At 59.7% G+C, this 12,906-nt stretch carries 15 protein-coding genes and 1 tRNA gene; 7 read left to right on the top strand and 9 right to left on the bottom strand.

Annotated features, from left to right (window positions below; genetic code table 11):
• The first annotated feature begins 16 nt into the window (after positions 1 to 16).
• Entirely contained in the window at positions 17 to 424 is a 408-nt protein-coding gene (locus K6T12_RS11315) for a secondary thiamine-phosphate synthase enzyme YjbQ (protein ID WP_222222519.1), read from the top strand.
• Positions 425 to 481: 57 nt separating this feature from the next.
• On the opposite strand, the gene K6T12_RS11320 is transcribed toward K6T12_RS11315, so the two are convergent.
• The 7 genes from K6T12_RS11320 to K6T12_RS11350 form a co-directional block, all read right to left on the bottom strand.
• Complete coding sequence (locus K6T12_RS11320; protein WP_222222521.1) at positions 482 to 1,039, bottom strand: chemotaxis protein CheW; 558 nt, start codon at positions 1,037 to 1,039, stop codon at positions 482 to 484.
• Between the two features lie 215 nt (positions 1,040 to 1,254).
• A complete protein-coding gene (locus tag K6T12_RS11325; RefSeq protein ID WP_222222523.1) occupies positions 1,255 to 2,193 on the bottom strand; it encodes an NAD(P)-dependent oxidoreductase in 939 nt (312 codons plus the stop codon).
• 95 nt (positions 2,194 to 2,288) lie between these two features.
• On the bottom strand, positions 2,289 to 2,618 hold the full coding sequence (locus tag K6T12_RS11330; RefSeq protein ID WP_222222525.1) for a TusE/DsrC/DsvC family sulfur relay protein: 330 nt from the start codon (positions 2,616 to 2,618) through the stop codon (positions 2,289 to 2,291).
• Positions 2,618 to 2,902 carry a sulfurtransferase complex subunit TusB gene (tusB, locus tag K6T12_RS11335; protein ID WP_222222527.1) on the bottom strand — a complete coding sequence of 95 codons (285 nt, stop codon included), beginning with the start codon at positions 2,900 to 2,902 and terminating at the stop codon, positions 2,618 to 2,620. Before tusB ends, K6T12_RS11330 begins: the two co-directional genes overlap by 1 nt.
• Entirely contained in the window at positions 2,902 to 3,264 is a 363-nt protein-coding gene (gene tusC, locus K6T12_RS11340) for a sulfurtransferase complex subunit TusC (protein ID WP_222222529.1), read from the bottom strand. The genes tusB and tusC overlap by 1 nt, the downstream gene beginning before the upstream one ends.
• A 17-nt stretch (positions 3,265 to 3,281) precedes the next feature.
• The gene (gene tusD / locus K6T12_RS11345) at positions 3,282 to 3,674 is read right to left on the bottom strand and encodes a sulfurtransferase complex subunit TusD (protein ID WP_222222531.1); all 393 of its coding nucleotides are present in this window, start codon (positions 3,672 to 3,674) and stop codon (positions 3,282 to 3,284) included.
• A gap of 81 nt (positions 3,675 to 3,755) precedes the next feature.
• A complete protein-coding gene (locus K6T12_RS11350; RefSeq protein WP_222222533.1) occupies positions 3,756 to 4,436 on the bottom strand; it encodes a Bax inhibitor-1/YccA family protein in 681 nt (226 codons plus the stop codon).
• Positions 4,437 to 4,602: 166 nt separating this feature from the next.
• On the opposite strand from K6T12_RS11350, the gene K6T12_RS11355 reads away from it, so the two are divergent.
• The 4 genes from K6T12_RS11355 to K6T12_RS11370 all read left to right on the top strand — a co-directional run bounded on the left by K6T12_RS11355 (position 4,603) and on the right by K6T12_RS11370 (position 7,983).
• Positions 4,603 to 4,693: transfer RNA gene (locus tag K6T12_RS11355), tRNA-Ser, on the top strand.
• Between the two features lie 44 nt (positions 4,694 to 4,737).
• The gene (locus tag K6T12_RS11360) at positions 4,738 to 5,517 is read left to right on the top strand and encodes a pseudouridine synthase (RefSeq protein WP_222222535.1); all 780 of its coding nucleotides are present in this window, start codon (positions 4,738 to 4,740) and stop codon (positions 5,515 to 5,517) included.
• Positions 5,518 to 5,919: 402 nt separating this feature from the next.
• Positions 5,920 to 6,660 (top strand): 5'-methylthioadenosine/S-adenosylhomocysteine nucleosidase, encoded by a 741-nt coding sequence (gene mtnN, locus K6T12_RS11365; RefSeq protein WP_222222537.1) that lies wholly within the window; start codon positions 5,920 to 5,922, stop codon positions 6,658 to 6,660.
• Positions 6,661 to 6,801: 141 nt separating this feature from the next.
• Positions 6,802 to 7,983, top strand: a complete 1,182-nt coding sequence (locus tag K6T12_RS11370) for a pyridoxal-phosphate-dependent aminotransferase family protein (RefSeq protein ID WP_255611676.1) — start codon at positions 6,802 to 6,804, stop codon at positions 7,981 to 7,983.
• A gap of 193 nt (positions 7,984 to 8,176) precedes the next feature.
• Here the strand turns inward: K6T12_RS11370 and K6T12_RS11375 are convergent, their stop codons facing one another.
• Positions 8,177 to 9,241, bottom strand: a complete 1,065-nt coding sequence (locus tag K6T12_RS11375) for a PA0069 family radical SAM protein (protein WP_222222539.1) — start codon at positions 9,239 to 9,241, stop codon at positions 8,177 to 8,179.
• Positions 9,242 to 9,628: 387 nt separating this feature from the next.
• On the bottom strand, positions 9,629 to 10,645 hold the full coding sequence (locus tag K6T12_RS11380; protein WP_222222541.1) for an ornithine cyclodeaminase family protein: 1,017 nt from the start codon (positions 10,643 to 10,645) through the stop codon (positions 9,629 to 9,631).
• Positions 10,646 to 11,171: 526 nt separating this feature from the next.
• Here K6T12_RS11380 and purU point away from each other — a divergent pair.
• Both purU and folD read left to right on the top strand, forming a co-directional pair.
• Positions 11,172 to 12,026, top strand: a complete 855-nt coding sequence (gene purU / locus K6T12_RS11385) for a formyltetrahydrofolate deformylase (RefSeq protein WP_222222543.1) — start codon at positions 11,172 to 11,174, stop codon at positions 12,024 to 12,026.
• Positions 11,998 to 12,897, top strand: a complete 900-nt coding sequence (gene folD / locus K6T12_RS11390; RefSeq protein ID WP_222222545.1) for a bifunctional methylenetetrahydrofolate dehydrogenase/methenyltetrahydrofolate cyclohydrolase FolD — start codon at positions 11,998 to 12,000, stop codon at positions 12,895 to 12,897. Before purU ends, folD begins: the two co-directional genes overlap by 29 nt.
• The last annotated feature ends 9 nt before the right edge of the window (positions 12,898 to 12,906 follow it).

Raw genomic sequence — 12,906 nt, forward strand, 5'->3', positions numbered from 1 at the left:
GGAGGCAGTGTTCGTTATGGTTGACGTTATCGAGATCCAGACCCATACCCAGAGCCTGTACGAAATTACCGGCCAGCTGCAATCACTGGTGCACAGTAGCGGTATCGAGCAGGGGTTGTGTTCATTGTTGATCCAGCACACCAGTGCCAGCCTGCTGGTGCAGGAAAATGCCGATCCCAGTGCCCAGCATGACCTGGAGCGCTGGTTCAACCGCCTGGTGCCGGAACATGACCCGATCTATACCCACACCATTGAAGGGCCGGATGATATGCCGTCACACGTCAAGTCGGCGTTGACCACCACCACGCTGTCGATCCCGGTGATGAACGGCAAACTGGCGCTGGGCACCTGGCAGGGGGTGTTTCTCTGGGAGCATCGCCACCGCGGCTCACGACGGAGGGTGGTGGTGCATATCGGCCGCTGACAGGCGGCCGATACACAGGAGGTAGGGAGTAGGGCGAGGCTTATTTATCAAGCAGCCTTAGTAGCCGTTGTTCTCTTCATAATCTTTCGGAGTGATGCTTTCCAGCATCTTCAGCAGATCCAGCAGGATGGTCAGCACCCCATCGTGATAGCAGACGCCCTGTACGAAACGGCGGGTGGCTTCATCACCGGCCACGTTCGGTGCGCGGTCGACGTCGTTCTGCGGCAGGTTGATCACCTCGTCGACGCTGTCGACCACCATACCAACCACTTCCTGCTCGTTGAACTCCACTACGATGATCCGGGTGTCGTCATCGATCGGCACGGCCGGCAGGCCGAACAGTTGACGGGTATCCACCACGGTCACCACGTTGCCGCGCAGGTTGATGATGCCCAGGATGTAGTGCTCGGAGCCCGGCACCGGTGTGATCTCGCTGTAACGCAGTACCTCTTTTACCTGTACTACGTCGATGCCGTACAGCTCGTTATCTACGCGGAAGGTCGCCCACTGGTGATAGACCACGTCGTCCTGATTGGCGCGCTGGCCCGCCAACTCTTCGAGGTCCTGACTGACCTCCATCGATTTCAGCTGTGCTGCTGCTGCCTGTAAGCTCATCTTCGATACCTGCTTAGTTTCCTATCTGGCTCAGCCAGCCAAGGCCCTGTTCGGTAGAGCCGGCCGGAGTGTATTCCAGGCTGACGAAGCCTGAGTATCCCATAGCATCCAGTGCCTTGAAAAGGCTCGGAAAATTAATTTCGCCGCGGCGGTGAAGCGCTCGACCAGCGGGTATTCGAAGAACAGCCTGCTGAGGTTGACGGCGAAGCGGGGCATCAGTGTGCCTCCTGCACCTTTGTTGCTACCAATGGCGGCGCCTGGGTTGGCCCCTCGCCCAGCTGACAGCGATTCAGCGCTTCCAGTTGCAGCAGCAAGCCGCTGTGATCGCAGTTCTCGTTGCCGCCATTGACCAGCGCCAGGTACTCGTCGTGTACCCGCTGGGTCAGTGGCAGCGTCAGGTGCTGTTCGCGGGCGGTATCCAGGATAGTGCGCAGGTCTTTCAGTTGCACCCGGGCGGTGGCGCCGGGCTGGAAGTCGCGCTCCAGCATCCGCTGGCCGTGCAGCTCCAGGATTCGGCTGCCGGCAAAGCCGCCCAGCAACGCTTCACGTACCGCTTCGGGGTTGGCGCCGCCTTCGGCTGCCAGCAACAATGCTTCGGCTACCGCGCCGATGGTGATGCCGACGACCGCCTGGTTGGCACACTTGGCCAACTGACCGGAGCCGGCTGGACCGATATGGAATGGCCGGCCCAGCGGGGCGAAAATCGCCTCGGCACGCCGGAAATCGGCTTCGCTGCCGCCGGCCATGATCGACAGGTTGGCCTGCTCGGCACCGACGGTGCCGCCGGAAACCGGGGCGTCCAGGTAGCCGATGCCGCGTTCGGCGAACAACGTGGCGTGACGCTTGGCCATCTCTGGCGGGCTGGAGCCCATATCGATCAGCAGGGCACCGGCCGGGATCTGCGCGACGGCGGCCTGTTCGAACAGCACCTGTTCGACCACCGGGCCGTTTTCCAGCATGCAGATCACCACGTCCGAACCCTGCACGGCTTCGGCCGGGCTGTCGGTAACGGTCGCGCCGGCATCGATCAGTACCTCGGCTTTCGAACGGGTCCGGTTCCAGGCAGTCAGCCGGAATCCGGCGTTTAGCAGGTGCAGTGCCATCGGTCGGCCCATCAGGCCGATGCCGAGAAAAGCGATCTTTAGAGGTGCCATCGGGGTTCCCTGTTATTTTTCTTGGTCATTGGGAGAAAAGGGGCTTACAGAGGCTACCGCAAAACGCCACGAGCACGGTGGTTTTACAGCGGTCTCTACAGACAGTTGGTCGGCTTCGGCAGACCGGCGATCTTGGCTGCCAGCTTGGCCGGGCTGTCGGGGAACAGTTTCATCAGGTAGATGCTGCGCCCCTTGTCGGCGCCGAGCTGCTGAGCTACCGCCTTGACCAGCGGGCGCATCGCCGGCGCATGTTCGTAGGTGGCGTAAAATTCGCGCAGCAGGTTGATGATCTCCCAGTGGGCGTCGGTCAGCTCAACGCCGGCCGCCTGGGCCAGCTGTTCGGCGACCGCCGGCGTCCAGCCGGAGAGTTCTTGCAGGTAGCCTTCGCTGTCCAGCGCCGGCAGGGTATCAGTGTTATTGCTCATCAGAACCAGCTCAGTGTCTGAGAATGTTTGCAGGCCAGGGCGACAAATCCGGTGTCGTCGACAATCTCGGCCGCCAGTTGCTCGGCTTTCAGGCCGCGTGCCTCGATATCCGCCTGCAGGGCGCAGAAGCGGCAGCCGCTCGGCAACTCCGCCGGACGTGCGGCGGCGCCGTACACGCCGCTCTCGATCAGCAGCAGGGTATCGCCGTCGGCGCAGCTGGCCAGGCAGTCTCGCCAACAGTCGCCGTCGGACAAAGGCTTGTTCAGGATATGTAGCGTACTCATTAGAAGTTCAGTACCACATCATGTTGCTTGATCAGGGTCTGTACCGCATCGTCGTCCAGTTCAGTGACCGGCACTGCCAACTGGTCGGTGCTGAGGCCACGCTCCGCCAGTGCCCGCGCCGAGACGTAGAGCTGTTCGATATCGTACATCGGCAGCACCTGAAGGTTGGCCGCCAGGCTTTTCTGGCCGATCGCCGCCGGCTGCTGGTCGGGCAGCAGCTGGTAGACCGCGTCGGACAGAAACAGTATCGCCACCGGCTGTTCGAATACCGCGACGGTCAGCGCGCTATCCAGTGCCTCGCGCGCCAGGTTGCTGGCGTAGGGCGGGCGACGGTTGATAATCAGAAAGGATTTGGTGCTCATCGGCTGCTCTTTGCTAATTACTGGCCGAAGGTCAGTACACGGTCGGATACCAGTGCGGCTTCGGCCAACTGGCCCAGGCCGGACAGGTTGAAGCCATCGGCCAGATTGCCGTGGGCCTTGTCATGACGGCGGGCTTCGGCGTCGTTCATCACGCCGCGGCGGATCGCCGCGGCGATACAGACCACCAGATCGAGTTGGTGCTTCTCTACCAGGGCCTGCCAGCCGCGCGGCAGGTGGCGTTCGTCCTGCTGCGGCGTCGCCAGGTCCGAGCCGTTGTGAACTCCGTCGCCGGAGAAAAAGACCCGGTGAATTTGGTGGCCGGCGGCCAGTGCGGCTTCGGCAAAGCGCAGTGCGCTGTCGGCCGACTGCTGGCTGTGCGGTGCGCCCTGCACGACGATGGTGAAGATCATGAATCCTGCTACCCGTAAACGAAAATGCCCCGCTATCTTAGCAGATAGCGGGGCATTTGAGGCCCTTCGGAAGGAGGGCTATCAGTCGTCGCTCATCACGCCCAGCAAGCTCAGCAGGTGGATGAACAGGTTGTAGATGTTCAGGTACAGGCTGACGGTAGCCATGATGTAGTTGCTGTAGTGGCCGTTCACGATGTTGCTGGTGTCATACAGGATGAAACCAACCATCAGCAGCACGATCAGCGCCGAGAAGGCGACATGAGCGGAGCCGACGTTAACGCCGAACAGCGGCAGTACGAATAGCGCCACCATGGCGATCAGCGCCACCATCATGCCGGCAGCCAGGAAGCCACCCATGAAGCTGAAGTCCTTGCGGGTGGTCAGCACGTAGGCGGACAGGCCGACGAAGGTCAGCGCGGTCATGCCCAGCGCGGTGACGATCAGCTGACCGCCGTTAGCCATCCCCAGGTACATATTGAGGATCGGGCCCAGGCCGAAGCCGAGCAGGCCGGTGAAGGCGAACACCAACGGCAGGGCGGCGGCGCTGTTCTGCTTCTTGTTCAGGATAAACAGCATGACGAAACTGACGATCACGCTGCCGAGGTACATGATGAACGGCGGATTGATCAGCATCGATACGACGGCGGTCACCGCGCTGAATGCCATGGTCATCGCCAGCAACATGTAGGTGTTGCGGATCAACTTGTTCGTGGCCAGCAGCGATTCCGTAGAGCTGGTGGCATAGGTGTTTATCTTGCGCATGGTTGTCCTCGTTGGTTTTTACGCGTCTGCAGACATTTATGGTGATTTAAGACCGTATTTCAACCCCTCTGTTCCATGGTTTTAGCAATATTCCGTCAGTACCGTGCAGGGGCGAGTGACAAAACCGGTTGCGTTGGCGGTGTCGCTGAGTAAACTAGCCGGTGCTGGAGGGATGGCTGAGTGGCTGAAAGCACTGGTCTCGAAAACCAGTGAGGGTTAATAGCCCTCCCAGGGTTCGAATCCCTGTCCCTCCGCCATTTCAATCTCCCACTGTACGGCGTTCTCCTGATCCGATCCGACCATGTGCGAACTCGATATTCTCTTTGAGGACGACCACCTTATTGCCATCAACAAGCCATCCGGCCTGCTGGTTCATCCCAGCTGGATCGCGCCGCGCCGTACGCCCAATGCGGTCAGCTTGCTGAAAGCCTATATGGGTGGCGCCACCGTCTACACCATCCACCGGCTCGACCGGGCCACCTCCGGGGTGCTGCTGTTCGGTAAGACCAAGGAGGCGGCCCAGGCGATGAACCAGGCGTTTGCCGAACGTCGGGTGGAGAAAACCTACCTCTGCGTGGTCCGTGGCTACGCGCCGGAGCAGGACTTGATCGACTATCCGCTGAAGGAGAAGTTCGACAAGATGGACGATCCGCGCACCCAGCGCGACAAACCGGCCCAGGAGGCGGTGACCGCCTACCGCCGGTTGGCCACGGTGGAGCTGCCGATCCCGGTCGGCAAATATCCAGCGGCCCGTTACAGCCTGGTCGAGTGCAAGCCGAAGACCGGCCGCAAACACCAACTGCGCCGGCATATGAAGCATATCTTTCATCCGATTGCCGGCGACACCAAGTATGGCGATGGCCGCCACAACACGCTGTTCCGCGAGCACCTCGACAGCCACCGGCTGCTGCTGATGGCCACCGAACTGCAATTCGAACACCCGGTCAGCGGCGAAACTCTCCGCCTCGAGGCGCCGGTGTCCAGCGAAGTGGATCAGCTGTTCCGGCGTTTCGGCTGGCAGGGGATCTATCCGGTAAGCGTTGCCACTGAAGTAGCCGAGCCGTCTACCGCCGTCGAGTAGTGCTCTCTAGCAGGGATCGGTTTCCGGGAGGACGCCAGCACGGCCGCGTCCAATAGGGCCTTCGACCGGGCAGGTGTAGCTGCGACCAGCCGCGTCTGCGGCTTCTTCGATTCGGCTGCCCCTTACGATTCAGCTAAAATTTACACTTCGGTAAAAGCGCAGTAATCCCGATCCAACTGACCACTTTTTGCCCGCTTACAACCGCTCAACCGGGGGCTAAGATGACGGTTCGGTGACAACCATAAAAAACCTCCCTTCTAATGGTCGAATAACGCCCTTTATCGGTTCTATCGCGGAACTAAATTACGTATCCTAGGCGGCTCTGTAACAACCGTTATTCACTATCTCTGGCGAAATCGGAGGGGCCGATGCCAGAGGCTGTCCCAGGGTAAGAAAAAATCAATGACAGATGAGCAGAAGCTGGCTGCAAAGCTGGCGCAGGGTGGCCACCTGAAGGTCGGCATTATCGGCGCGATGGATGAAGAGGTAGAGCTGCTGAAAGCCTCCCTGAACAGCCGCGAAGATCACTGTATTGCCGGCTACGAGCTTTACACCGGTGAAATGCATGGCCACCAGGTGGTCCTGTTGAAGTCCGGCATCGGCAAGGTCAATGCGGCGATCGGCACCACCCTGATGCTGCAGCTGTTCGAACCCGACTGCGTGATCAACACCGGCTCGGCCGGTGGCTTCGATCCGGCGTTGAATGTCGGCGATATCGTGATCTCCAGCGAAGTACGTCACCACGACGTCGATGTCACCATTTTCGGCTATGAAGCGGGTCAGGTGCCGGGTCAGCCGGCCGCCTTTCTGCCCGATCAACTGCTGGCCGATACCGCCGAGCGCTGCATCAGCCGGATGCAGGGGATGCACACCACCCGTGGCATGATCGCCACCGGCGATGCCTTCATGAACGACCCGCAGCGGGTTGCCCGTACCCGTGATACCTTCCCGCAGATGAAAGCGGTGGAGATGGAGGCGGCGGCAATTGCCCAGACCTGCGTGCAGTTCAATACGCCGTTTCTGGTGATCCGGGCGCTGTCCGATATCGCCGGCAAGGAATCCAATATCTCGTTCGAGGAGTTTCTGCCGGTAGCGGCCAAGCACTCGGCCGAGATGATCATGGCGATCATCGACGAGCTCTAACAAGCCGTTAAGATAAACGTCGTCAGGCCGATCAGGATAATAGGGGGGGCGAGGCGCCATTTTTCGCCCCCTCACGTTGCGCCCACAAGCAACGGCTATAACAAAAGTAATCCAAGGGAAAACAACAAGAAGGCCTTCACTATGATCCGTTCGTTCAATCCGCCGGTCCGCACCCTGATGGGACCGGGCCCGTCCGACGTCAGCCCGCGCGTACTTGCGGCGATGGCGCGTCCGACCATCGGTCACCTCGACCCGCAATTCATCCAGATGATGGATGAGGTCAAGACCCTGCTGAAATATGCTTTCCAGACCGACAACGAGCTGACTATGCCTGTTTCGGCACCGGGTTCGGCCGGTATGGAAGCCTGCTTCGTCAATCTGGTCGAGCCGGGTGACAAGGTGATCGTCTGCCAGAACGGGGTGTTCGGCGGCCGGATGAAAGAGAACGTCGAGCGCTTCGGCGGCCAGGCGATCATGGTGATGGACGACTGGGGTAAGCCGGTCGACGTCGAAAAAGTCCGTGCCGCACTGGCGCAGCATGACGACATCAAGGCGGTGGCGTTCGTACATGCCGAAACCTCCACCGGGGTGCGTTCCGATGCCCAGGCGATCTGCCAGCTGGCACGTGATTACGGCTGCCTGACCATCGTCGATACGGTGACCTCGCTGGGTGGTATCGAGCTGAAATTGGACGAGTGGGGGATCGACGCGGTCTATTCCGGCACCCAGAAGTGCCTCTCCTGCCCGCCGGGAATCTCGCCGGTCAGCTTCAGCGAGCGGGCGGTCGAAACCGTGCAGAAACGCAGCGGCACCGTGCCGAGCTGGTTCCTCGATAAGAAGCTGGTGATGGGCTATTGGGGTGGCGGTGCGAAGCGCGCTTACCACCATACCGCGCCGGTCAACTCCCTGTACGCCCTGCACGAAGCCTTGGTGATGCTGCAGGAGGAGGGGCTTGAGAACGCCTGGACGCGCCATCAGCTGCACCACCAGGCACTGCGTGCCGGTCTGGAGGCGATGGGTATCAGCTTCCTGGTCGACGAAGCTTATCGACTGCCGCAGCTCAACTCGGTGATGATCCCGGACGGGGTCGACGATGCCGCGCTGCGTAGCGCGCTGCTGAACGACTACAGCCTGGAGATCGGCGCCGGCCTGGGCGATTTCGCCGGCAAGGTGTGGCGTATCGGCCTGATGGGCAGCGCCTGCAGCAAGCGCAATGTGATGTTCTGCCTGGCCGCGCTGGAGAATGCGCTGCACGCCCAGGGTGCCTCGATCAATACCGGCGTCGCCGGCGCGGCCGCCGAGGCGGTGTACCGGAACAGCTGATTCCGATCGAATAAGCTTCACTGAAAAAACCGCCATCTGGCGGTTTTTTTGTAGGGTTGCTTCCGGCCGGGTAGGTTTAGCCGACCAGGGCTCGCTGGGCCTAATTTTAGTTTTGACCGGCCCTCCTATTGGTGCCCCGGGCGGCGCCCTGCAGGAAGCCCGCGAGTCAACAGAAGCTAGAAAAACTAGAAAACTAGAAAAGCGAGAACTGGTCACCGGCCTGTGGTGGCGGGGCGAACAGGTCGGTACGCAGCGGCAGTTGATCCCGTTGTAACAGGCCGTGTCGTTTCAACGCCAGCCGGAAACGCTGGGCGATCATATCGGCGAACAGTCCCTCGCCACGCATCCGGGCACCGAAGCGGCTGTCGTTTTCGCGGCCGTCGCGGCTTTGCCGGATCAGGCTCATCACATGCTCGGCGCGTTCCGGATAGTGGCAATCGAGCCATTCGCGGAACAGCTCCTTCACCTCGTGGGGCAGGCGCAGAAAGATATAGCCGGCCGAGCGGGCACCGGCGGCTGCACTGGCTTCGACGATAGCCTCGAGTTCGCGGTCGTTGATCATCGGGATCAAGGGGGCAACCAACACCCCGACCGGTACGCCGGCGGCGGTCAGCTCACGGATCGCATTGAGCCGGGTATTCGGACCGGCCGCGCGCGGCTCCAGGCTGCGCTTAAGCTGCGGATCCAGCGTGGTGAGGCTGATCATCACCGTACAGAGCTGCTGGCGGGCAAGCTCGGCCAGGATATCCAGGTCCCGGCTGATCAACGCGCCCTTGGTGATGATGCTGACCGGATGGCGATAGCGCAGCAACACCTTCAGCAGCTCGCGGGTGATCTGCCGGTGCTGCTCGATCGGCTGGTAGGGGTCGGTGTTGGCCCCCAGGGTGATCGGCTTGCAACGATAGTTCGGTGCGCGCAGCTCCTGTTCGAGTCGCTCGGCGGCACCGGTCTTGCAGATGATATGGGTTTCGAAATCCAGGCCTGGCGACAGGTCCCAGTAGGCGTGGCTGGGACGGGCATAGCAGTAGATGCAGCCGTGTTCGCAGCCGCGATAGGGGTTGACCGACTGCTCGAACGGCACGTCGGGTGAGCGGTTGCGGCTGATAATGGTCTTCGGCCGCTCGTCGATCTCAACGGTAGCAATCCGGGCCGGTAGCTCATCATCCGGCACAGGTTCGAAGTCGCTGGTCGTCGGCGCAAAGCGGTTTACGGGATTGGACAGCGCGCCTCGCCCTTTAGGCGGATACGGCTTCGGCATACAAAGCTTCCCCTGTCTTATGTGATACTGTTTTTATATACAGTATTTTGGTCTGAAACAGGGATTGAGGCAACTCGCCGAGGGGGCTCCATTGCGCTGCGCTTGGCGGAGGGCGTGGAGCCCTATCAGTGTGGCAGCTGGCGTATCGGTATGGTCGCTTTCTAAGGCCGTGTTTTGAATTAAAAAGCGGCGCCTGCATTGCAGGCGCCGAAAAACGGGCTTTAGAGCCCCACCGAGTGCCAACTATCGCAAGAAGAGTCTTGTTGGCGAGCTTCTCGAATGTGCTGTTCGAGACGGCGAACAGGAGCATGAACACGTTGGCCTATATGCAAGGCCGCGCTTTGAAGAAAAAACGGCGCCCGCTTGGCAGGCGCCGAACAACGGGCTTTAGAGCCCCAGCCGTGTGCCAACGCTGGCAAGAATCGCGCGGTCGAAGATCTCTCGGCCGACCACGATGTCGCAGACCGCCATGCCGATATTGCTGTTGACGATCAGTTCGTCGCTGTGGCTCCGCCCCTGCTTGAGGCCGGCGAGAATCTCACCGGTTTCGGCGTAGATGCTCGGCAGGCCGTCGGGGAAATAGCCCATACCGGCGAACAGCTCATGTTCCTCGATGCTGTCGACGATATATTTGTCGGCCCGCCGGGAGGTTTCCGGTGCCCAGAATGTATTGAGGTCACAAGGCAGGATGGTCTGCCCCTTGGACAGCCATTCATCTTTTACCACCGACAGGCAGTCCTTGAGGATGATGGTTGCCGAACAGAGAACCTGGCAGCTCTTGGCAACCTCTTCGGCGGAACGTCCTTTGACGATCTCCACATCGATCAGCGGCTGAACCTCGCGGATCAGGTTGTCCATCGAAGCTTCGTTGATATCGTAGACATAGATTTTCTTGAGCTTTTTCAGGGTGTGAACGACGTATTTCACATGTTCGATACCCTGCACACCGCAACCGAACATGCCGAAGGTTTCAGCGTCCGGGTGGAAGGCTTCGGCAGCCAGCACAGACACAGCCGGCGTGCGAACGGCGGTAATCCAGGTCGAATCCATCAGCGCCACCGGTGCGCCGGTGTCGACGTCGTTGACGACCAGCAGACCGGTGGTCTGCGGCAGGTCATACTCCTTCGGATTGCGCGGATAGCACTCGATCCATTTCATACCCACCGCAGCTTTTGACGGCACATAAGCCGGCATCGCGTGGTAAAAAACATCCTCGTAGGGGTGGACGCCAATCTTGGCCGGCATCTCGTAGCGTTTTTGACCATGCTCAATCAGGGCATCGCGGGTCAGACCGAGAATGTCTTCAGTCGTCAGTCCAATATCCATAACCTGCTGCTTGGTCAGGTAAAGCATCTCTTTGCCAATATCGAGATGGTTTTGGATCTGTTTTCTTTCCAGGGTCATAATGTTTTCTCCGCCTGAATTTTATTTTTTAGAATTAATATATTCCTAAGTCTTTAGCGGCTGTTTTATTGCCACGCTAAAATCTGTTGCTGCCAGCCTTGGATAGCCCTATTTATATTTCGAATGCGGCCGGGCTTACAATGGATAATCGGGCATGGACATATTCCATGCCGGAATTCCTCTTCTAATCTTCTGATAGTTATGGCGCTTTTGGTGGTTGGCAGTGACCTTCCCGTGCAGGGCGCGCCTTCATTGGCAGCATCAGCGGCACTGGCCGCCAGGGCCGGTCGCTCCAGGTATTCCTTCCTGGACTAGCCCGATTCCAATTGATCCTTTGCGAGCAGTGCGCTGGCTGCAATATAAATGACCCGGTGCTTGGGGATTGAAAGACTTTCTTTGAAAACCTGCACCATTACGGCGTAAAGCGGCTCGCCCTTAAGGGACCGTTGACTGTTTTTTTTGATGGTCGATACCCGGAGGATGGTGCCGTTAAATATCTATCGAAAACCCTCTATAGGATTGCGGAATGAGTATAAAAAAAATTGTCCTAACGCTCGCTTGCGATGACGGCAAAGGTGTTATTGCCGCCGTAGGCGGTTCGATAGCAGAGCAGGGTGGCAATATTATCGAGAGTGGCCAGTACGTTGATCCGGATAACAATCGATTCTTCATGCGAGTCTGTTTCCAGGTTGATGAAGCGGTGACGCTGAACGACCTGAACAGTTGCTTCGAGCCGGTGGCCAGTCGATACGGCATGGAGTGGCAGTTCCATGATATGGCCGTCAAACCCAGGGTGATGATCATGGTGTCACAGCTGGGCCACTGCCTGAACGACCTGCTGTACCGCAACAGCATCCAGCAGCTGCCGATGGAGCTGGTGTCGATCGTTTCGAATCATGAAACCTACCGGCGTCGGGCCGAGCATGAAGACGTGGCTTTCGTCCACATGCCGATCACCCCCGACAACAAGCCGGAGCAGGAGGCCAAGCTCCTTCAGCTGATTGAAGCGCAGCAGGTCGACCTGGTGATCCTGGCCCGCTACATGCAGGTGCTGTCCGATGATCTCTGCCGAGAATTGTCCGGCAAGGTGATCAATATTCACCACTCCTTCCTGCCTAGTTTCAAGGGTGCACGTCCCTACCATCAGGCCCACAAGCGGGGGGTGAAACTGATTGGGGCCACCGCGCACTACGTGACGGCGGACCTGGACGAAGGCCCGATCATCGAGCAGGACGTGCAGCGTGTCGATCATGCCGCCTCTGCCGATGCGATGGTGGCCATCGGCCGGGATACCGAATGCCAAGTGTTGGCCAAGGCCGTGAAACTCCATCTTGAACACAGGATCCTGCTGAATGAAGACCGTACTGTCATCTTCCACTGAGCCCTGCACGACGGTCATCGATGGCCGGGCCGTAGCCGACGAATTGCTGGCCTCGATCCGCAACCGCGTAGAGCAGGAAAGTCTGAAGCCCGGCTTGGCGGTCATCCTGGTTGGCAGTGATCCGGCCAGCAGCGTGTATGTGCGCAACAAGGGGCGCTCTGCCGAAGCCTGTGGCTTCCTGTCGCGCCAGTACGACCTGCCCGAGACGGCCAGCGAGTCCGAGTTGCTGCAGCTGATCGAGCGTCTCAACGCCGATGCCGAAATTCACGGCATTCTGGTGCAGCTGCCGTTGCCGCGGCAGATCGATCAACACCGGGTAATTCAGGCGATCGATCCCGCCAAGGATGTCGACGGTTTTCACTACCTGAATGTTGGACTGCTGGCGGCCGGAAATCGCGACACCAGCCTGGTGCCCTGCACACCACTCGGTTGCCTGCACCTGATACGACAGCAGTTGGGCGACAGCCTGAGTGGCAAGCATGCGGTGGTCATTGGTCGCTCCAATATCGTCGGCAAGCCGATGGCAAATCTGCTGCTGCAAGCCGACTGCACGGTCAGCATGTTGCACAGCCGTAGCCGGGATCCGGAGCAGCTCTGCCGGCAGGCGGACATCGTGGTGGCCGCGGTCGGTATTCCGGGACTGGTGAACTCGAATTGGATCAAGCCGGGGGCTGTGGTGATCGATGTCGGTATCAACCGTGTCGATCAGCCGGATGGCCGCAGCAGGCTGGTGGGGGATGTCGACTACGACGACGTCTATCCGCTCGCCTCGGCAATTACCCCGGTTCCGGGAGGAGTTGGGCCGATGACCATTGCGATGCTGATGAAAAACACGCTGGACTCGGCACTGCGATTTAACAACAAAGGGTAGGGAGGAAAT

Source organism: Marinobacterium arenosum (genome assembly GCF_019795155.1).
GTDB lineage: Bacteria > Pseudomonadota > Gammaproteobacteria > Pseudomonadales > Balneatricaceae > Marinobacterium_C > Marinobacterium_C arenosum.